The organism is Streptomyces sp. NPDC007162 (assembly GCF_040634175.1).
Classification (GTDB): Bacteria; Actinomycetota; Actinomycetes; order Streptomycetales; family Streptomycetaceae; genus Streptomyces.
Map to the genome: position 1 here is coordinate 1 of NZ_JBEYFC010000134.1, position 19,988 is coordinate 19,988.

A 19,988-nucleotide genomic window follows, 5' to 3' on the forward strand; every position below is an offset into this window, starting at 1 on the left:
GAGGTGGTGCGGACCGGCCGGGCCGTCTATCTCTCCTCCCCGGAGCAGTACAAGTCCCGCTACCCCGTGACCTGGCCGCTCGCCGAACGCTTCGGCCGCAGGTCCTGGGCCTTCCTGCCGCTGACGGTGGCGGGGCGGACCATGGGCGCCTGGATGGCGGGGTTCGCCTACCCGGTGTCGTTCACCCCCGACGAACGTTCCGTGCTCACCACGGTGGCCCGGATGCTGGCGCAGGCCCTGTCCCGGGCCGGCATCGCCGACTCCGAGCGGGAGCTGACGGACGGCCTCCAGCGCTCCATGCTCCCGACGCTGGGCCCCGAGATGCCCGGCATGGACGCGGCGGCCCGCTACATACCGACCGGCGGCGGGCTCCAGGTCGGCGGCGACTGGTACGACATCATCCCGCTGCCCGGGGGCACCTCCCGTGCCAGGTCCGGCCGCGGCGGCCGGTACGCGCTGGTCATCGGCGACGTCCAGGGGCACGACGTCCGCGCGGCGGGCCTGATGGGACAGCTGCGGATCGCGCTGCGCGCCTACGCCTCGGAGGGGCACCGCCCGGACGCGGTGCTCTCCCGGGCCTCCCGGTTCCTGAACGGGATCACCTCCGACGAGGAACTCGCCGACCCGCGCTTCGCGACCTGCCTCTACGTCGAGGCGGACCCGGCGACCGGGGTGCTGGAGATCGCCCGCGCGGGGCATCTCGACCCGACGATCCGGATGGCCGACGGCACGGTGCTGCGGCGGCCGACGGCGGGCGGGCTGCCGCTCGGCATCGACCCGGACGCCGACTACCCGACGACGCGGTTCACCCTCGAACCCGGCGAGACCATGATGATCTGCACCGACGGGCTGATCGAGACCGGCGGCCACGACATCGAGAGCGGCTGGCAGCGGATCCGGGCGATCCTGGAGGAGGACGACGGCGACCTGGAGAAGCTGGCCGACGCGCTGGTCCAGGCCGTGCACGGGCCGTCCTCGCACCACACCACCGGGCCGCTGGCCGACCGCCGCGAGGACGACATCGCGGTCCTGCTGCTGTCCCGCCCCGGCGCCGGACCCCTCGCGGTACGGCCGCGGATCCGCCGCACGCTGCTGTCGGTGGCCCAGGACGAGCCCGAGCGGGTCGCCGAGGCCCGCCAGCAGCTGCGCGAGCTGCTGCACGACTGGGACTCGTCCGACCAGGTGGACTCGGCGGTCCTGCTGGTCTCCGAGATGCTCACCAACGTGCTGGTGCACACCGACGCGGACGCCCTGCTGCTCGCCGAGGTCTCCGGCCAGGCCCCCGGACGGCGCCTGCGCGTGGAGGTCACGGACGGTGGCGACGACCTCCCGCACAAACGCCGCCCCGGTGAACTGGCCTCCTCCGGCCGCGGCCTGATGCTGATCGAACTCCTGGCGGACGCCTGGGGCGTCGACCCGCGCGGCGAGGGCAAGACCATCTGGTTCGAGCTGTCCGAGGACCAAGGACAGGACCAAGGGCAGGATCTGGGACAGGATCTGGGAGGGAGCCGGGGTTAGGGCGACGGCCGGCCGGTGGTGGCGTACCGGGCGCGCAGTTCGTGGACGACGCCGAAGGCGGCCGCGGTGAGGGGTACGGCCAGCAGCATGCCGAGGATCCCGGCGACGGAGGCGCCCGCCGTGATGGCCAGCATGACCACCGCCGGGTGCATCTGCACGGTTCTGCTCTGGATGGCCGGCTGGAGCACGTGCCCCTCCAGCACCTGCACGGCGAGTACGACCCCCAGGGCCCACAGTGCGATCACGAAGCCTCGGTCGGCGAGGGCGACCAGGACGGCCACGGCACCGGAGATGAAGGCGCCGAGATAGGGGATGTAGGCGCCGACGAAGACGAGCGCGCCCAGGCCCACGGCGCCCGGTACCCGCAGGATCAGCAGGCCGACGGTGATGCAGAGGGCGTCGATGAGGGCGATGAGGGTGGTGCCGCGCATGAACCCCTCGATGCCCTCGAAGGCCCGGCGGGCCATGGCCTCGACCATGTCGGCGCTGGAGCCGGGCGCGAGCGCGCGGACGGTGGCGACCACCCGGTCCGAGTCGCGCAGGAAGAAGAAGACGAGCAGCAGGGCCAGTACGGCCAGGGCGATGCTCTCGCCGACCAGGCTGACACCGCTGATGACGTTGGAGGCGGCGGTCCCGCCGAACTCGCCGAGCAGTTTTCTCGCGTTGCCCGCCAGGTCGCCGATCGAGGTACCGGCGGCCCCGAAGTGCCGGGCGAGCGATCTCGCCGCGGACTTGAGCGAGGCGATGATCTGGTCGCCGGTGTCGACGAGCGCGGCGACGACGATGTAGACGGCACCGCCGACGACCGCGACGACCGCGACGCAGGTGAGCCCGGCGGCGAGGGACCGCTGGACGCCGACCCGGACCAGCCGCCGGTGCAGGGGGCCGAGCAGCGCGGTGCCGAGGAGGGCGAGCAGCACGGGGGTGACCGCGGTGCGGAACTCCGAGCAGAGCCGGATGCCGACGTAGCCGACGCCGGCCGCCAGCAGGATCACCACGCACCAGGCGGCGAACCGGCGCACGGCCTCGGGCAACAGGGACACGCGTCCAGCGGACCACGCGAACCCGGCGGACGCCCTGCCCGGCACCCCCTCCCGGGTGAACCGGCCTCCCGTCCCGTACCGAGCAGGCACACGGCGCAGAGGCCTGACGCAGTCGATGCGTCAGGCCTCTGCGGTCGCCTTCGTCATACCCGCGGACCGCTCACCCGCCGGCCCACGGACCGCTCACGCCTGCGGGCCGCTCTCCGTCATGCCGTGGACGGCCGGGATCGTGCCCAGGCGGCCCTTCTGGAAGTCCTCGAAGGCCTGCTGGAGCTCGTCCCTGGTGTTCATGACGAACGGGCCGTAGTGCGCCATCGGCTCACGGATCGGCTGCCCGCCGAGCAGGACGACCTCCAGGTCCGGCGTGTGCGAGTCCTGCTTCTCGTCGGCCCGCACCGTCAGGGACGAACCCGCTCCGAAGACCGCGGTCTGCCCGAGGTGGATCGGCCGCCGCTCGGCGCCCACGGAACCCTTGCCGGCCATGACGTACGCCAGACCGTTGAAGTCCTCACGCCAGGGGAGCGTGATCTCGGCGCCCGGGGCGAGCGTCGCGTGGATCATGGTGATCGGGGTGTGCGTGATGCCGGGACCCGCGTGGCCGTCCAGCTCACCGGCGATGACACGGAGCAGCGCACCGCCGTCCGGGGACGTCAGCAGCTGGACCTGGCCGCCGCGGATGTCCTGGTACCTCGGCGCCATCATCTTGTCCTTGGCGGGGAGGTTCACCCACAGCTGGAGGCCGTGGAAGAGACCGCCGGACACCACCAGGGACTCCGGCGGGGCCTCGATGTGGAGGAGGCCGGCGCCGGCCGTCATCCACTGGGTGTCACCGTTCGTGATGGTGCCACCGCCGCCGTTGCTGTCCTGGTGGTCGAAGACGCCGTCGATGATGTAGGTCACGGTCTCGAAACCGCGGTGCGGGTGCCAGGGCGTGCCCTTCGGCTCCCCGGGCGCGTACTCCACCTCACCCATCTGGTCCATCATGATGAACGGGTCCAGATGGCGGTAGTTGATCCCGGCGAACGCGCGGCGCACCGGGAAGCCCTCACCCTCGTAACCGCTCGGCGCGGTCGTGACGGCGAGCACGGGACGGGCCACGGCGTCGGCCGTCGCGGTCACCCGGGGCAGGGTCAACGGGTTCTCGACAGTCACTGCAGGCATGTCGGCTCCTCCTTGGTACGCCCACTTTAGTTGAGCGTTGAACTTTCTGCCACCCCTAACGGAGTGCGGCCGGCGAACATTCCCGGATCGCCGTCAAGCGCGCAGGGCGTCATGGACAGCCCGAGCAGCACCGCGCCGAGCACACCGCCGTCGCCCGCGCCGCGGGCCGCCGGCGTGACCGCGATCAGGGCGCAGCCGGCCCCGAGCACCGCGAGGGCCACCGGAAGGGGCTCCGTCCCCGGGTGCTCCATCGGTTCCGCGGACACCGGCGAGGCACCGTCCGGGCGCGGCTCGGCGGCGTCCCGCACGGGCAGCGCACGGTGCGGGGCTTCGGTGAACTCCCGCATCGCCGGGGCGCTTCGGGAGACGAGGGCGTACCGGGGCGGGTCCGGACGAGGGGCGCGGGAGGTCAGGACGACGGCCGGCTCGCGCCCCCGGCGGCCGCGCACGTCCACGCTGTCGATCGCGGCCACGGGTGTCCGGCGCCGTACCCCGCCCTGCTCCGGCAGGAGTACGCCGTCCCGCAGCCGGGCAGCAGAACGCCGCCGGCCGTGCAGGACCAGCGGCGCGGAGTCGATCTCGGTCACGCGGGCACAGTAGGCGAGCCCGGTCACCGGAAGGAATCATTCAGCCCCGCGGCCCAGCCGTCCACGGAGCGCGGGCGGCTAGCCGTACATCCGTCGCATCGCGAACTCCACCATCTGCTCGACCGCCTTGGCGTCGAAGACCATCCGGTGCTCGCCCTCCATGTCGAGGACGAAGCCGTAGCCGGTCGGGAGGAGGTCGATCACCTCCGCGCCGGTGATGACGAAGTACTTGGACTCCTTGCCCGCGTACCGGCGCAGCTCCTTCAGCGAGGTGAACATCGGGATCACCGGCTGCTGGGTGTTGTGCAGCGCGAGGAACCCGGGGTTGTCGCCGCGCGGGCAGTACACCTTGGACGTGGCGAAGACCTGCTGGAAGTCCTCGGCGGTGACCTGGCCGGTGGTGAAGGCACGGACCGCGTCCGCGAGGGACGGCGGGGACGGCTCGGGGTAGAGCGGCGCCTGCTGGCCGTAGCCGCCCGGCATCTGCTGCTGGGGCTGGGCGTACTGCTGCTGAGCGGCCCCGCCGTCCATGGACTGGCCGTATCCATACATGCGCGCAAGCCTACCGAGACACGCGGTGCACAGGAGAAGGTAGACCCTTCTCACACTTCACCCGTTGGGGGTTGCATCTTATTACCGACGGGTAGCATCATCGGAGCTACTCGTTGGTATGTGAAAGCTTGCGCGGGGATTCAGTGCCTCGCCGATCCGGATACGGAGCCGTCACCATGGGGCACTACAAGTCCAACCTCCGCGACATCGAGTTCAACCTCTTCGAAGTGCTCGGTCGCGACAAGCTGTACGGCACCGGCCCGTTCGGCGAGATGGACACCGACACCGCGAAGAGCGTCCTGGAGGAGCTGACCCGGCTCGCCGAGAACGAGCTGGCGGAGTCCTTCACCGACGCCGACCGCAACCCGCCGGTCTTCGACCCGGAGACCAACACCGCCCCGGTCCCGGCGTCCTTCAAGAAGAGCTACAAGGCCTTCATGGACTCCGAGTACTGGCGCCTGGGCCTGCCCGAGGAGATCGGCGGCACCACCGCTCCGCCGTCGCTGATCTGGGCGTACGCGGAGCTGGTCCTCGGCGCGAACCCGGCCGTGTGGATGTACTCCTCCGGCCCGGCGTTCGCCCGCATCCTCTTCGAGGAGGGCACCGAGGAGCAGAAGAAGTGGGCGCAGCTCGCCGTGGACCGCACCTGGGGTTCGACCATGGTGCTCACCGAGCCCGACGCCGGTTCGGACGTCGGCGCCGGCCGTACCAAGGCGGTCCAACAGGAGGACGGCTCCTGGCACATCGAGGGCGTGAAGCGCTTCATCACCTCCGGTGAGCACGACATGGAGGAGAACATCCTCCACTACGTGCTGGCCCGTCCCGAGGGCGCCGGCCCCGGCACCAAGGGCCTGTCCCTCTTCCTCGTCCCGAAGTACCTCTTCGACTTCGAGACCGGCGAGCTGGGCGAGCGCAACGGCGTCTACGCCACGAACGTCGAGCACAAGATGGGCCTCAAGGCCTCCAACACCTGCGAGATGACCTTCGGCGACCGTCACCCGGCCAAGGGCTGGCTGATCGGCGACAAGCACGACGGTATCCGCCAGATGTTCCGGATCATCGAGTTCGCCCGCATGATGGTCGGCACGAAGGCCATCTCGACCCTCTCGACCGGCTACCTCAACGCGCTGGAGTACGCCAAGGAGCGCGTCCAGGGTCCGGACCTCGCGAACTTCATGGACAAGACCGCGCCCAAGGTCACCATCACCCACCACCCCGACGTCCGCCGCTCGCTGATCACGCAGAAGGCGTACGCCGAGGGCATGCGCGCCCTCGTCCTCTACACCGCCTCGATCCAGGACGCCATCGCCGTCAAGGAGGCGAACAGCGAGGACGCCAAGGCCGAGCACGCGCTCAACGACCTGCTCCTGCCGATCGTCAAGGGGTACGGCTCCGAGAAGGGCTACGAGCAGCTCGCCCAGTCGCTGCAGACCTTCGGCGGCTCCGGCTTCCTGCAGGAGTACCCGATCGAGCAGTACATCCGCGACGCCAAGATCGACACCCTGTACGAGGGCACCACCGCCATCCAGGGCCAGGACTTCTTCTTCCGGAAGATCGTCCGCAACCAGGGCGCGGCCCTGAACTCGCTCGCCGAGGACATCAAGAAGTTCCTGGCGCTCGGCACCGGCGGCGAGGAGCTGGCGGGCGCCCGCGAGCACCTCGCGAAGGCGGCCGTCGAGCTGGAGGCGATCGTCGGCCTGATGCTGACCGACCTCGCGGCCACCGAGCAGGACGTCAAGAACATCTACAAGGTGGGCCTGAACACCTCCCGCCTGCTGCTCGCCTCCGGCGACGTGATCGTCGGCTACCTGCTGCTCAAGGGCGCCGCGATCGCCGCCGAGAAGCTGGAGACGGCGTCGAGCAAGGACCGGCCCTTCTACACCGGCAAGATCGCGGCGGCGAAGTTCTTCGCGGCCAACGTGCTGCCGGGCGTCACCCTGGCCCGCAGGATCGCGGCCGACGTCGACCTCGACCTGATGGAGCTGGACGAGGCCGCCTTCTGATCCACCCGGTCCGTTCCCCGGAGGCCCGTTTCCCCTTGAGGGGAGCGGGCCTCCGCACGTCGTTAAGGTGAAGCACATGAGTTTCGATCGCGGCCACACCGACGACCTGATGTCCTTCCTCGCGGCCAGTCCGACGCCGTACCACGCGGTGGCGAACGCCGCCGGCCGGCTGGAGAAGGCCGGTTTCCGGCAGGTCGCCGAGACGGATGCGTGGGAGGGGGGGAGCGGCGGCCGGTACGTCCTGCGCGGCGGGGCGCTCATCGCCTGGTACGTCCCCGAGGGCGCCGCGCCCCACACGCCGTTCCGGATCGTCGGCGCGCACACCGATTCCCCGAACCTGCGGGTCAAGCCCCGCCCGGACACCGGCGGGCACGGCTTCCGCCAGGTCGCCGTGGAGATCTACGGCGGCCCGCTGATGAACTCCTGGCTCGACCGGGACCTGGGCCTGGCCGGCCGGCTCAGCCTGCGGGACGGCTCCACCCGCCTCGTCGACGTGCACCGGCCGCTGCTGCGGGTGCCGCAGCTCGCCATCCACCTGGACCGGGCGGTCAGCAGCGACGGGCTCAAGCTCGACAAGCAGCGCCACCTCCAGCCCGTCTGGGGCCTCGGCGACGACATCCGCGACGGCGACCTCATCGCCTTCCTGGAGCAGGAGGCCGACCTGTCGCCCGGCTCGGTCACCGGCTGGGACCTGATGACCTACGTCGTCGAACCGCCGGCCTACCTGGGCCGCGCCGAGGAGCTGCTGGCCGGTCCCCGGATGGACAACCTGCTCTCCGTGCACGCCGGTACGGCGGCCCTGGCCGCCGTGGCGACGGGCGGCGCGGAACCGCCCTACGTCCCCGTGCTCGCCGCCTTCGACCACGAGGAGACCGGCTCCCAGTCGGACACCGGCGCGGACGGCCCGCTGCTCGGCACCGTCCTGGAGCGCTCGGTGCTGGCGCGCGGCGGGTCGTACGAGGACCGGGCGCGGGCTTTCGCGGGCACGGTCTGCCTCTCCTCCGACACCGGTCACGCCGTCCACCCCAACTACGCGGAGCGGCACGACCCGACGCACCACCCGCGCGTCAACGGCGGTCCGATCCTCAAGGTCAACGTCAACAACCGCTATGCGACGGACGGTACGGGCCGCGCGGTCTTCGCCGCCGCCTGCGAACGGGCCGGCGTCCCCTTCCAGACCTTCGTCTCCAACAACTCCATGCCGTGCGGCACCACGATCGGCCCGATCACCGCTGCCCGCCACGGCATCCGGACCGTCGACATCGGCGCGGCGATCCTGTCGATGCACAGCGCCCGCGAACTCTGCGGCGCCGACGACCCGTTCCTGCTGGCGAACGCACTGGTGGCGTTCCTGGAGGGTTAGTTGCACATGTACCGCCCGCTCCCGGGTACTCGGTGTGGACCGGAACCACCACCGAACCTGAAGGGAAGGCAACGCTCATGGGGCTCGGCGGGTGCATCATCCTCATCGCCGTGGGGGCCATCCTCACGTTTGCGACCGACTGGCACATGCAGGGCGTCAACCTTGACGTCGTCGGCCTGATCCTGATGGCCGTCGGCATCATCGGTGTCGCCACCTTCAGCAGCATCGCCCGCCGTCGGCGGGTCATGGTGCCGCCGGCCGCGACGGTCGTCGAGGAGGAACGGCACCATCACCGTGACGGATACACCGACGGGTATGGCGTGTAACGGACACGACCGTACCCACAGGGCGATCACAGGCAACCGTGAGCAGTCCGTTCGGGGGCGGGGTGTTCCAGCTGGTTCCGCGCAGGCGGTAGCCGGTCGCGGCTACCGCTGATCCATCCCCGCCAGAACCAAGGGCAGACGGTCCACCCCACCCTCCGTGATCCGCACCGGTACTCCCCAGTCCTGCTGGTGCACATGGCAGGCCGGGTACTCGTTGGCCTCGTCGTCGTCACAGGACGCGGCCATCGCCGAGACGTGCAGGACGCCCTCGGTGACGGCCGGGTTCAGTTCCAGCTCTCTCGCCAGGTCGGTGTCCGCGCCCTCGCCCTTGAGGAGCAGCTCCGGCGGGGTCGAGGAGACGAGCAGGCGGGTCGAGGGGCCGTACCGGGTGTCCAGTTTCTGGCCCGCCGGGGCCTGGAAGATCACGTCGAGGCGGAGGCGGCCGGGGGCCACCTCGGTCGCCGCCCGCTGGGTGCGGTGCGCGACCGACGCCACCCGGACCGCCTCCTCGGGCAGGCGCAGGCGGGTCAGCCGGTGCCGGGCCGACTCCACCACCACGATGTCCTCGCCGACCAGCACGGCGTCGCTCGGCTCCCGCAGATCCGTGGCCAGCGTGGTGACCTCGCCGGTCGCGGGGTCGTAGCGGCGCAGCGCGTGGTTGTAGGTGTCGGCGACGGCGACGGAACCGTCGGGGAGCGCGGTCACCCCCAGCGGGTGCTGGAACAGGGCCTGCTCGGCGGCGCCGTCGCGGTGCCCGAAGTCGAAGAGGCCGGTACCGACGGCCGTGTGCACCTGTCCGTCCGGGTCGACCCAGCGCAGGGCGCTGGTCTCGGAGTCCGCGAGCCACAGACGGTCCGCGGTGGCCGCGAGACCGGACGGCTGGGCGAACCAGGCCTCGGCGGCCGGGCCGTCCACCAGCCCTTCGTTGGTGGTGCCCGCGGCGACCGCCACGGTCCCCGCCTGCGGGTCGTAGGCCCACAGCTGGTGCACGCCGGCCATGGCGATCCACACCCTGCCGCCGAAGACCGCCACGTCCCACGGTGAGGACAGGTCGATCTCGCGGGCCGGGCCCGAGGTCGGGGAACCCTGCCACCACTGGCGTCCGGTGCCGGCGAGGGTGGTCACCTCGCCGGTGCCGAGGTCCAGGCGGCGCAGGGCGTGGTTCACGGTGTCGGCGACGACCACCGACCCGTCGTCGAGGAGCGCCAGCCCCTGCGGCTCGCTGAAGGACGCCTCGGCGGCCGCACCGTCCGAGAGACCGCGCGCACCGGAGCCGATCCGCCGTACGACCGTCTCCGCGTCCTCCGCCAGCTCCACCAGCTGGTGCCGGGTGGTGTCGCTGACCAGGAAGTTCCCCGAGGGCAGCAGCAGGACCTTGCCGGGGAAGCGCAGGGCGGTGGGCTCCGGCTCCGGCGGCACGTACGGGCCGTCGCCGCGCCGCAGGGTGCCCTTCGCCTCGTGCTCCGCCTCCAGCTCCTCGACCAGCCGGGCGATCGCGTGCACATGCCCCTCACCGGCGTGCTGGGCGACGACGTACCCCTCGGGGTCGATCACCACCAGCGTCGGCCAGGCGCGGACCGCGTACTGCTTCCAGGTGGCGAGCTCCGGGTCGTCGAGCACCGGGTGCGCCACGCCGTACCGCTCCACGGCGTCCACGACGGCCCGGTGCTCCGCCTCGTGCACGAACTTCGGCGAGTGCACCCCGACGACCACCACGGTGTCCCGATGCCGCTCCTCCAGCTCCCGCAGCTCATCGAGGACGTGCAGGCAGTTCACGCAGCAGAAAGTCCAAAAATCGACGATCACGATGCGCCCGCGGAGCTCCGCGAGACCGAGCTGCCTGTCACCTGTGTTGATCCAGCCACCCTTGCCGACCAGCTCGGGGGCGCGGACGCGCACGCGTTTTGCCATGGTTCAAGCCAACCACACACCAGGAGCGGGCCGACCTCGGCAGTCCCTTTCCGGCTGAGCCGATCCAGTTTCCATACGATCAACGTCCGCACCGCACCCGACGTGACCGCCTCCGTGGCCGCGTCAAAGCCCTTTCGGACAACAGGACCAAAGGCAATGAACCTCAGGACCTTCCTGGGGCCCAGGGCCCGGCTTCGGGCCCCGGACCCGTCGGTCCGCTCAGTCCTGGTGCACCACGTTCCGGCCGGGACCGCCGTACAGCCTGTCGCTGCCGGGACCGCCGTACAGCCTGTCGTTGCCGCTGTTGCCGTACAGGACGTCGTTGCCGCTGTTGCCGTACAGGACGTCGTCGCCCTTGCCGCCGTACAGGGTGTCCGCGCCGCTTCCGCCGGTGATGGTGTCCTTGCCGTCGTCGCCGGACAGGTACTGGGCCCCGCCGGCACCGTGCAGCACGTCGTTGCCCTTGCCGCCCTGCACGATGTTGTCGCCGCCGCTCGCGTTGATCATGTCGTTGCCGTCGTCGCCCCAGGCGAGACCCTCCTTGCCCACGGTGATGGTGTCGTCGCCCGTGCCGCCGGAGACGTGGGCGCCGTCGAGGCGACCGGTGTCGGTGGCCTTGTCGTTGCCCGTGCCGAGTGAGATCTGGGCGTGGAAGTAGACCTGGTCGGTGGCGTTCCTGTAAGCGAGCACGTCGTCCCGGTCGCCCAGGCTCACGATCAGCGCGGCGTACGGGTCCTGACTGTCCACAAGGGTGACCCTGCAGGAAACCCTGGTGTGGTCCGCGCTGTCGAGGTAGGTGCAGTCATGACCCGCGCTGATCGGGACAACGTCGTCGATCACGTAGACGATGCCCGTGCGGTCCGCGGTGAGTGATGCGGTGACAGTGGCTTTGTTGGCCTGCCCGGCGGCGGCCTTGTAGGTGAGCTGCCAGTCGTACTGGTTGACCGCGGCGGTGGCCGGCGCCGTCGCGGCGGCGACGGTACCGGCCGTGGTGAGTACCGCGGCCATGGCCGCACCGAGGGCCGTCGTCATCGCCGGGACGGCGCGTATGACCCGGCGGCGGACGGGACGAGCATGCATGGAGACCTCCGAGAGGACTGTGCGCAATTGCGCGGACTACGCACTGTCGGACTCGGAGCCCACCCCGTTGGTTGGGCAGCTTCTGTACACGCACGGGGACTTCGACTCCCGGACATCCATTGGACCGCGGGAATCCGTGGCCCGGTCAGGTGAGGACGTGTCCGGTCGTCGCGTCCACGTGCCCGGGAACCTCGTCGTGCCGATCGCCCACCGTGAGGGTTCCGGTGGGCTCGAGGAGCAGGATCTCGGTGGGCACACGCGCGTGCGGCTTGTGCTCGGTGCCGCGGGGGACCGTGAAGACCGAGCCCTTCGGCAGGACGACCGTGCGCTCGCCGGCCGGCTCCCGCAGGGCGATGCGCAGTTCGCCGTCCAGGACCAGGAAGAACTCGTCGGTGTGGTCGTGGACGTGCCAGATGTGCTCGCCCTCGACCTTGGCGACGCGGACGTCGTAGTCGTTGACGGCGGTGACGATGCGCGGGCTCCACACGTCGTCGAAGGACGCGAGGGCGCGGGCAAGGGAGATGGGTGCGCTGGTCATGGCGATCATCCTGGGCCGTGGTCCGGCGGCCGCACGAGTGCTAGAAATCGCACATGCCGCAAGGATCCTCTCAGCCCCGGCCCCATCGGGTCGCCGTGATCGTCGACTCGGGCACCAATCCGTTCGAAGTGGGGGTGGCCACCGAACTGTTCGGGCTGCCGCGGCCCGAGCTGGGCCTGTCCGTGCCGCCCTACGAGGTGACGCTCTGCGCACCCACGCGCGAGGTGCGCATGAACCACGGCTTCTTCACGCTCAGCGGGGTGGCGGGGCTGGCGGCCGTGGACGAGGCCGACACGGTGGTCGTACCGGGACGGCCGGACAACGTCGTACCGCGCGGTGCCGACGTCCTCGACGCCGTCCGGCGCGCGCACGCGCGGGGTGTGCGGGTGGTGAGTTTCTGCACCGGTACCTTCGCGCTCGCCGAGGCCGGGCTGCTGGACGGGCGGCCGGCCACCACGCACTGGCGCTGGGTGGAGGCCTTCCGGGACCTGCACCCCGGCGTGCTGCTCCGGCCCGACGTGCTCTTCGTCGACGACGGCGACCTGCTCACCGCCTCCGGCAGCGCGGCCGCGCTCGACCTCGGGCTGCACATCTGGCGCCGGGACCACGGCGCCGAGATGGCCAACGCGGTCTCCCGGCGGCTGGTGTTCGCCTCGCACCGCGACGGCGGCCAGCGGCAGTTCGTGGAGCGTCCGGTGCCCGACGTGCCGGACGAGTCGCTCGGCCCCCTGCTCGCCTGGGCGCAGGAGCGGCTCGGCGAGCCCCTCGGCGTGGCGGACCTGGCCGCGCGGGCGGCCGTCTCCCCCGCCACCCTGCACCGCCGGTTCCGCGCCCAGCTGGGCACCACCCCGCTGGCCTGGCTGACCGGCGAACGGGTGGCTCTCGCCTGCCGTCTCATCGAGCGCGGGGAGGAGCGGCTGGACGTGGTGGCGGCGCGCAGCGGTCTCGGTACCGCCGCCAACCTGCGCGCCCGGCTGCGGCGCGAGACGGGACTCAGCCCGTCGGACTACCGCCGGCGTTTCGGGCCGGTCGGCCGGGAAGGGGTACAGACATGAGATTCCAGGTGCGGGACCGGCTCCTCGGCTTCGGCGAGGACTACTGGATCGAGGACGAGCACGGCGACAAGGTGTTCCTCGTCGACGGCAAGGCCATGCGGCTGCGGGACACGTTCGAGCTGAAGGACCGGCACGGGCGCGTGCTCGTCGACTTCCACCAGAAGATGTTCGCCCTGCGCGACACGATGGTGATCGAACGCGAGGGCGAACCGCTGGCCACCATCAGGCGCAAGCGGCTCTCGCTGCTGCGCAACCACTACCGGGTGCGCCTGGCCGAGGGCACCGAGCTGGACGTCAGCGGCCGGATCCTGGACCGTGAGTTCGCCGTCGAGTACGACGGTGAGCTGCTCGCCGTGATCTCCCGGCGCTGGCTGCACGTGCGGGAGACCTACGGCGTGGACGTCCTCCGGGACGACGCGGACCCGGCGCTGCTGATCGCGGTCGCGGTGTGCGTGATCCACCTCGCCGACAAGGAGCGGGAGGAGGACTAGTACCGGACCGGAGAGGACGGGCTCAACGGTGGTGCGGGGGCTCCAGGCCCAGCAGGCGGTCCTTGAGGGCCGGGAACTGTTCGCGGGTCGCGGCGACCCTGGCGGGGTCGAGGTCGACGGTGAGGACCTCCTCGCCGGCGCCCGCCTCGGCCAGTACCTCGCCCCACGGATCCACCACGATCGAGTGACCCGCCTGCGGAACTCCGGCATGCGTCCCGGCCGTTCCACACGCGAGCACGAACGCCTGGTTCTCGACCGCCCGCGCCTGGGCCAGCAGCGTCCAGTGCGCGCGTCGCCGCTCGGGCCAGCCCGCCGAGACCACCATCGTCTCGGCGCCGGCGTCGACCAGTCCGCGGAAGAGTTCGGGGAAACGGAGGTCGTAGCAGGTGGCCACGCCCAGGGTGGTCTCGGGGAGCCGGACCGTCACCAGTTCCTGCCCGGCGCCCATCAGCACCGCCTCGCCCTTGTCGAAGCCGAAGCGGTGGATCTTGCGATAGGCCGCGGCCAGGTCACCGGAGGGGGAGAAGACGAGAGCCGTGTTGTAGAGGGGACCGTCGCCCGCGGCGGAGCCGCTGTCGGCTGGAGCCCGTTCCGGGATCGAGCCGGCGTGCAGCCAGACGCCCGCGTCGCTCGCCGCCTTCGCCATCGCCTCGTAGGTCGGGCCTTCGAGCGGCTCGGCCTCGCTGGCGAACCGCTCGTAGGCGAACGCACCCGTCGTCCACAGTTCGGGCAGCACCACAAGATCGGCTTCCGCCTGCTCGCGCACCAGTGCGGTCACGCGTCGCCGACGGGATTCGACCGATTCGCCCTCGTTTACATCGATCTGGATGAGCGAGGCGCGCACACTACCACCGTCCTGGCATTCGAGCCGTCCATACGGGCCTACGATCGTCACACGAAAGCACTGCCGGGGTGCCTCACAGCAGCGTAACTTAGCGTTCCAAGACACCCGCCGACAGCAGCCCACCTCCCGCTGGCAGCGCCGCCACAACCTGCCCGAGTACCGACCGCCGAGGGGTCCCGTTTCCGTGAGTCTGCATCCCACCCTCCAGCCCTACGCCGACGCCTGGACCCACTCCATCGAAGCGATATCCGAGCTGGTGACACCTCTTGTCGAGGGGGAGTGGAACCGGCGGACGCCATGCCCGGGCTGGTCGGTGCGGGACGTGGTCTCCCATGTCATCGGCCTGGACTGCGAGATGCTCGGCGACCCGCGCCCCATCCACACCCTGCCGCGCGACCTCTTCCACATCACCAACGAGCACCAGCGCTACATGGAGATGCAGGTCGACGCCCGCCGCCACCACACGGCGCCCGAGATGACCTCCGAGCTGGAGTACACGATCATCCGCCGCAACCGTCAGCTGCGCAACGAGTCGCGGGAGCCGGGGCACATCGTGCGCGGGCCGATGGGCAAGGAGATCACCCTCGAAGAGGCCATGCGCAACCGCGCGTTCGACGTGTGGGTGCACGAGCAGGACCTGCGGGCGGCGCTCGGCCGGCCCGGCAACCTGGACTCGCCGGGCGCGCAGGTCGCCCGGGACGTGCTGCTCGCCGAGCTGCCCCGGGTGGTCGCCAACGACGCGGACGCCCCGCGCAGTTCGGCCGTCATCTTCGACGTGCACGGGCCGGTCGAGTTCCTGCGCACGATCCGTATCGACATCCAGGGCCGCGGCACCCTGGAGGCCACCCCCGCGCTCGGCCCCGCCGCCGTCTTCACCCTCGACTGGGAGACGTACGTCCGGCTGGCCTGCGGCCGCACCACCGCGGACGCGGTCGCGGACCGGGTGAAGGCGGAGGGCGACCCGGAACTGACAGCGGCGATCCTGCGCCACTTCGCGGTCACCCAGTAGGCGGCCGGGAGGCGGCCGCCGGGTAAGCCGGAGGGCGGCCGCCGGTAATTCGCTGTCGCCCGTCGGCCGCGGACGCCTACCTTGCCCCGCATGACCGCTGCCACCGCGCCACGCGACGACCTCCCGCCCCGTCTCACCCGCCTCACCTTCCACGGCCCCCTCTCCGAGGCCCGCGCGACCGCGATGGTCCGGCGCCTCGCCGCCACCCGCCCCGCCGACGTGCTGGACATCGGCTGCGGCTGGGGCGAGTTGCTGCTCCGGCTGCTGGCGGCCGTACCGGGGGCGCGGGGCGTCGGGGTGGACCTGAACGCGGCGGACCTGGAGCGGGGCCGCCGGGCCGCCGAGGCGCGGGGGCTGGCGGGCCGGGTGGAGTTCGCCGAGGAGTCCGCCGTCGGAACCGTCCGCGACCCGGCCGACGTGGTGCTGTGCCTCGGCGCGAGCCAGGCGCTCGGCGACGATCCCGCGGGGGCCCTGCGGGAGCTGCGCCGCCTGGTGGCCGACGGGGGCCGGGTCCTGCTGGGTGAGGGCTTCTGGCAGCGCGTCCCGACGGACGCCGAGCTGTCCCGGATGTGGCCGGGTGCCTCGGCCGCCGATCACCACGAGCTGTCGGAGCTGGTCGAGCTGGCGGTCGCCGCCGGCTTCCGCCCCGAGTGGACCGAGACGGCGAACCCGGACGAGTGGGAGGAGTTCGAGTCGGCGTACCAGGCGGACAAGGAGGTATGGCTGGCGGCCCACCCCGGTCATCCCCTGGCAGCAGGGACCCAGGAGCACCTGGACGCCCACCGCACGGCCTGGCTGACCTACCGAGGCGTCCTGGGCCTGGCCTACCTGACCCTGGTCCCGACGACGGCCTGACCCACCCTCGGCGACCGGAACCACCCTCGCGCGGGCGGGAGGACGGACTACGCGGGTACGTGCACCGTCTCCACCCGGCTCGCCACCAACCGCTCCCGCTCCCGCCGCACCGCCCGCCCCCGCAACCGCAGGATCTGGCTCACGCCCAGCGCCTGCAGCACGAACACGCACGAGAACGCCACCGTGTAGTTGTCACCGGTCGCGTCCAGCAGCACCCCGACCGCGAACAACGTCGTCATCGAGGCCACGAAACCACCCATGTTGGTGATCCCGGACGCGGTCCCCTGCCGCTCGGGCGGGTTGGCGGGCCGCGCGAAGTCGAAGCCGATCATCGACGCCGGTCCACACGCCCCCAGTACCGTGCACAGCACCACCAGCAGCCACATCGGCGCGTGGGCGCCGGGATACGCCAGCGTCGCCGCCCACACGAGCGCGGTCGCCCCAACCGTGCCCAGCGCCAGCGGCAGCCGCGCCATGTGGTGCCGGGCGACGATCTGGCCGTAGACCAGTCCCACCATCATGTTGGAGAGGACGACCAGGGTCAGCAGTTCCCCGGCTGTGGCACGGGACAGCCCCTGCGCCTGCACCAGGAACGGTAGGCCCCACAGCAGCAGGAAGACCATTGCGGGGAACTGGGTGGTGAAGTGCACCCACAGACCGAGCCGGGTCCCCGGCTCCCGCCAGGACGCGGCGATCTGCCTGCGTACGTAGGCCGCTCCCTGGTGCGGGAAGGGCTCCGGCTCGTACCCCTCGGGGTGGTCCTTCAGGAACAGGAACACGAGGACCAGGACGACCGCACCGGCCAGCGCACTGCCCGCGAACGCCGGGGTCCAGCCCAGGCCGTGCAGCAGCCGGGCCAGGACCAGGGTGGAGACGAGGTTGCCCGCCATGCCGACCAGGCCGGCCAGCTGGGCGATCATCGGCCCGCGCCGCACCGGGAACCAGCGGGTGCCCAGGCGCAGCACGCTGATGAACGTCATCGCGTCGCCGCAGCCGAGCAGCGCGCGCGAGGCGAGCGCGGTGCCGTACGAGGGGGAGAAGGCGAAGCCGAGCTGTCCGGCGGTGAACAGCACCGCGCCGATGGTCAGCACCTTCTTCGTGCCGAGGCGGTCGACCAGCAGGCCGACGGGTATCTGCATGCCGGCGTAGACCAGCAGTTGCAGGATGGAGAAGGTGGACAGGGCCGAGGCGCCGACGTGGAAGCGGTCGGCCGCGTCGAGGCCGGCGACCCCGAGGGAGGTACGGAAGATGACGGCGACGAAGTAGACCGAGACGCCTGTGCCCCAGACGGCGACGGCCCGGCGGCCGCCCGGGGGGTCACCGGGCAACGGCTGACCGCTGCGGCTCATCGGACCTCACCCCGCGCCAGGTGCGAGAACCAGTCGACGTGCCGGTGCACGAGGTCGACCGCACGATCGGCGTCCCCGGCGCGCAGCGCGTCCAGGATCTCCTCGTGCTCGGTCAGCGACTTGGCGATCCGGTCGGGATGGGCGTGCATGATCGCGACGCCCATCCGCAGCTGCCGGTCGCGCAGTTGGTCGTAGAGGCGGGAGAGGATGCCGTTGCCGCCGTCGCGGACGATCTCGGCGTGGAAGCAGCGGTCGGTGACGGCGGCGGCGGCCAGGTCACCGGCGGCGGCCTCGGCCTTCTGCCGGTCGAGCAGTTCCTGGAGCCGGGCCACCAACGCGGCCGACGGGGGTACGGCCTTGCGCACCGCGTGTTCCTCGACCAGCATCCGGGTCTCCACCACGTCCGCGATCTCCTGCGCGGAGACGGGCAGCACCATGGCGCCCTTCTTCGGGTAAAGCCTGATCAAACCCTCGACCTCGAGGCGCAGCAGCGCCTCGCGGACCGGCGTGCGGGAGACCCCTACGGCCTCGGCCAGCTCGCCCTCGGTGAGAAGGGTGCCGCCTTCGTAGTGACGGTCCAGGACACCTTGTTTCACATGGGAATAGACACGGTCGGCGGCGGGGGGCTGCTTGACGGCCAGGCTCATGCCCACAGCTTAGATACAACACGTACGCAAGGAAGTGCGGCGTCCACCATGCGGACGTGACGTACATCGCACCCAGCAACCGCACAACCATCTGTGCTACTTACGTGTCACACACATGCGGCCCCACACGCTTTGGCACCCCCAACTCGGCCGCATCACAGGGGCATTACGACTCGACTCGGGGTATTTCAGTTGATTACCGGTATTAAGGGCACCCGCCTCCGCAGGGCCGTCGCCGTCGCCGTCACGTCCGGCGCGATGCTCGCGACCGGGGCCCTCACCGCGGCACCCGCGCAGGCCGTCACCGCACCCTCGATCGTGGCCAAGGGCGGCTACGTCATGAACAACTCGACGGCGAAGACGCTGTACACGAAGAAGGCGGACACCCAGCTGTCCACCGGCTCCACCACGAAGATCATGACCGCCAAGGTCGTGCTCGCGCAGTCCAACCTGAACCTGGACGCCAAGGTCACGATCCAGAAGGCGTACAGCGACTACGTCGTCGCCAACAACGCCTCCCAGGCGCACCTCATCGTCGGCGACAAGGTCACCGTCCGCCAGCTGCTCTACGGGCTGATGCTGCCCTCCGGCTGCGACGCCGCCTACGCGCTCGCCGACAAGTACGGCTCCGGCACCACCCGCGCCAAGCGGGTCTCCAACTTCATCGGCAAGATGAACACCGCCGCGAAGAACCTGGGTCTGACGCACACCCACTTCGACTCCTTCGACGGCATCGGCAACGGCAACAACTACTCGACGCCGCGCGACCTGACGAAAATCGCCAGCAGCGCGATGAAGAGCGCCACCTTCCGCACGGTCGTCAAGACGAAGAGCTACACCGCCAAGACGATCACCAAGACCGGTTCCACCCGCACCATGGCGGCCTGGACCAACACCAACACGCTGCTCAGCAGCTACAGCGGTGCGATCGGCATCAAGACCGGCTCCGGCCCCGAGGCCAAGTACTGCCTCGTCTTCGCCGCGACCCGCAACGGCAAGACGGTCATCGGCACCGTCCTCGCCTCCACCTCGATCACCCAGCGCGCCACGGACGCCACGAAGCTCCTGAACTACGGCTTCGCGACGAACTGACCCGCGCTCCTCACCGAGGCCCGCCGCACCCCATGCGGCGGGCCTTTGGCATACCAGGACGGCGCATCGCAGCAGCCCGCCGGCCACCACGAGGCCATCGACATCAGCGACTTCGGGTACGTGGCGACCGGAGCGCGCGTACGACCGCTGACCATGCCGGACGGGAGGCACTGGTTTCCGGCGATGGATGTGTGCAAAGAATTGGGGCACACCAACTCCCGTCAGGCTCTCGCCGACCATGTTCCGGAAGAGCACCGAGAGTGTCTTGAGACCGTAAGCGGAGCGACGAATCTCATCGATCTCCGAAGGTCATCGAGACAGTGCAGCGAGAGGGTTCTTACACTCTCGAAGAGGTCGAGGTGCAGCCGACCGAACCGGGTGCGCCCATCGCGTACGCCATGCCCGAGCAGGTGGCCGAGGCCATCGTCCGGCTTGAGGCGCACAACCGCGAAGAAGGGCGGGACCGTGACTGTGGTCTGCACGGCACCCCCCACGAAACAACAACCGAATACCAAAACTAAATAAAAAAAAAACAAAAAACAAAAAATACTAAAACGTATAGAT

General features: G+C 70.7%; 19 protein-coding genes and 1 pseudogene. 10 read left to right on the forward strand and 10 right to left on the reverse strand.

Annotation, left to right across the window (positions count from 1 at the left end; translation table 11 throughout):
* The coding region (locus ABZ646_RS18165) for a SpoIIE family protein phosphatase (protein WP_360519637.1) at positions 1–1,518 on the forward strand (1,518 nt) is incomplete at its 5' end.
* On the opposite strand, the gene ABZ646_RS18170 is transcribed toward ABZ646_RS18165, so the two are convergent.
* The 4 genes from ABZ646_RS18170 to ABZ646_RS18185 all read right to left on the reverse strand — a co-directional run bounded on the left by ABZ646_RS18170 (position 1,515) and on the right by ABZ646_RS18185 (position 4,861).
* Positions 1,515–2,561, reverse strand: coding sequence for an AI-2E family transporter (locus ABZ646_RS18170; RefSeq protein WP_360519639.1), 1,047 nt, complete (start codon positions 2,559–2,561; stop codon positions 1,515–1,517). The genes ABZ646_RS18165 and ABZ646_RS18170 overlap by 4 nt on opposite strands.
* Before the next feature lie 183 nt (positions 2,562–2,744).
* Positions 2,745–3,722, reverse strand: a complete 978-nt coding sequence (locus tag ABZ646_RS18175; RefSeq protein ID WP_360519641.1) for a pirin family protein — start codon at positions 3,720–3,722, stop codon at positions 2,745–2,747.
* Positions 3,723–3,748: 26 nt separating this feature from the next.
* A complete protein-coding gene (locus ABZ646_RS18180; protein ID WP_360519643.1) occupies positions 3,749–4,309 on the reverse strand; it encodes a hypothetical protein in 561 nt (186 codons plus the stop codon).
* Positions 4,310–4,387: 78 nt separating this feature from the next.
* Complete coding sequence (locus ABZ646_RS18185; RefSeq protein WP_360519645.1) at positions 4,388–4,861, reverse strand: SseB family protein; 474 nt, start codon at positions 4,859–4,861, stop codon at positions 4,388–4,390.
* A 176-nt stretch (positions 4,862–5,037) separates the two neighbouring features.
* Between ABZ646_RS18185 and ABZ646_RS18190 the strand changes: the two genes are divergently transcribed.
* From ABZ646_RS18190 to ABZ646_RS18200, 3 genes are all read left to right on the forward strand, one after another.
* Positions 5,038–6,864, forward strand: a complete 1,827-nt coding sequence (locus ABZ646_RS18190; protein ID WP_360519647.1) for an acyl-CoA dehydrogenase — start codon at positions 5,038–5,040, stop codon at positions 6,862–6,864.
* 76 nt (positions 6,865–6,940) lie between these two features.
* Positions 6,941–8,227 carry a M18 family aminopeptidase gene (locus ABZ646_RS18195; RefSeq protein ID WP_360519649.1) on the forward strand — a complete coding sequence of 429 codons (1,287 nt, stop codon included), beginning with the start codon at positions 6,941–6,943 and terminating at the stop codon, positions 8,225–8,227.
* A 77-nt stretch (positions 8,228–8,304) separates the two neighbouring features.
* Positions 8,305–8,553, forward strand: coding sequence for a DUF6458 family protein (locus ABZ646_RS18200; RefSeq protein WP_360233376.1), 249 nt, complete (start codon positions 8,305–8,307; stop codon positions 8,551–8,553).
* A gap of 102 nt (positions 8,554–8,655) precedes the next feature.
* On the opposite strand, the gene ABZ646_RS18205 is transcribed toward ABZ646_RS18200, so the two are convergent.
* From ABZ646_RS18205 to ABZ646_RS18215, 3 genes are all read right to left on the reverse strand, one after another.
* A complete protein-coding gene (locus tag ABZ646_RS18205) occupies positions 8,656–10,464 on the reverse strand; it encodes an NHL domain-containing thioredoxin family protein (RefSeq protein ID WP_360519651.1) in 1,809 nt (602 codons plus the stop codon).
* 219 nt (positions 10,465–10,683) lie between these two features.
* Positions 10,684–11,544 (reverse strand): calcium-binding protein, encoded by an 861-nt coding sequence (locus ABZ646_RS18210; RefSeq protein ID WP_360519653.1) that lies wholly within the window; start codon positions 11,542–11,544, stop codon positions 10,684–10,686.
* A gap of 145 nt (positions 11,545–11,689) precedes the next feature.
* On the reverse strand, positions 11,690–12,082 hold the full coding sequence (locus ABZ646_RS18215; protein WP_360519655.1) for a cupin domain-containing protein: 393 nt from the start codon (positions 12,080–12,082) through the stop codon (positions 11,690–11,692).
* Positions 12,083–12,135: 53 nt separating this feature from the next.
* Here ABZ646_RS18215 and ABZ646_RS18220 point away from each other — a divergent pair, with 53 nt between their 5' ends.
* Entirely contained in the window at positions 12,136–13,137 is a 1,002-nt protein-coding gene (locus ABZ646_RS18220; RefSeq protein WP_360519657.1) for a helix-turn-helix domain-containing protein, read from the forward strand.
* The gene (locus tag ABZ646_RS18225) at positions 13,134–13,628 is read left to right on the forward strand and encodes an LURP-one-related family protein (RefSeq protein WP_132888465.1); all 495 of its coding nucleotides are present in this window, start codon (positions 13,134–13,136) and stop codon (positions 13,626–13,628) included. Before ABZ646_RS18220 ends, ABZ646_RS18225 begins: the two co-directional genes overlap by 4 nt.
* 22 nt (positions 13,629–13,650) lie before the next feature.
* On the opposite strand, the gene ABZ646_RS18230 is transcribed toward ABZ646_RS18225, so the two are convergent.
* Positions 13,651–14,472: a carbon-nitrogen family hydrolase gene (locus tag ABZ646_RS18230; protein ID WP_360519659.1), complete on the reverse strand. Its 822-nt coding sequence runs from the start codon at positions 14,470–14,472 to the stop codon at positions 13,651–13,653.
* A gap of 184 nt (positions 14,473–14,656) precedes the next feature.
* Here ABZ646_RS18230 and ABZ646_RS18235 point away from each other — a divergent pair, with 184 nt between their 5' ends.
* Positions 14,657–15,481, forward strand: a complete 825-nt coding sequence (locus tag ABZ646_RS18235; RefSeq protein WP_360519661.1) for a maleylpyruvate isomerase family mycothiol-dependent enzyme — start codon at positions 14,657–14,659, stop codon at positions 15,479–15,481.
* 90 nt (positions 15,482–15,571) lie between these two features.
* Positions 15,572–16,336, forward strand: coding sequence for a class I SAM-dependent methyltransferase (locus ABZ646_RS18240; RefSeq protein WP_360519663.1), 765 nt, complete (start codon positions 15,572–15,574; stop codon positions 16,334–16,336).
* 47 nt (positions 16,337–16,383) lie between these two features.
* Here ABZ646_RS18240 and ABZ646_RS18245 read toward each other — a convergent pair whose 3' ends face one another.
* Together ABZ646_RS18245 and ABZ646_RS18250 are read right to left on the reverse strand one after the other, a co-directional pair.
* Positions 16,384–17,685 carry an MFS transporter gene (locus ABZ646_RS18245; RefSeq protein WP_360519665.1) on the reverse strand — a complete coding sequence of 434 codons (1,302 nt, stop codon included), beginning with the start codon at positions 17,683–17,685 and terminating at the stop codon, positions 16,384–16,386.
* Positions 17,682–18,332 (reverse strand): GntR family transcriptional regulator, encoded by a 651-nt coding sequence (locus tag ABZ646_RS18250; RefSeq protein ID WP_360519667.1) that lies wholly within the window; start codon positions 18,330–18,332, stop codon positions 17,682–17,684. The genes ABZ646_RS18245 and ABZ646_RS18250 overlap by 4 nt, the downstream gene beginning before the upstream one ends.
* A gap of 192 nt (positions 18,333–18,524) precedes the next feature.
* Here ABZ646_RS18250 and ABZ646_RS18255 point away from each other — a divergent pair, with 192 nt between their 5' ends.
* Both ABZ646_RS18255 and ABZ646_RS18260 read left to right on the forward strand, forming a co-directional pair.
* The gene (locus tag ABZ646_RS18255) at positions 18,525–19,424 is read left to right on the forward strand and encodes a D-alanyl-D-alanine carboxypeptidase (protein WP_360519669.1); all 900 of its coding nucleotides are present in this window, start codon (positions 18,525–18,527) and stop codon (positions 19,422–19,424) included.
* A gap of 153 nt (positions 19,425–19,577) precedes the next feature.
* Positions 19,578–19,870, forward strand: a pseudogene (locus ABZ646_RS18260) (BRO family protein); the annotation flags it as partial.
* Between the last annotated feature and the right edge of the window lie 118 nt (positions 19,871–19,988).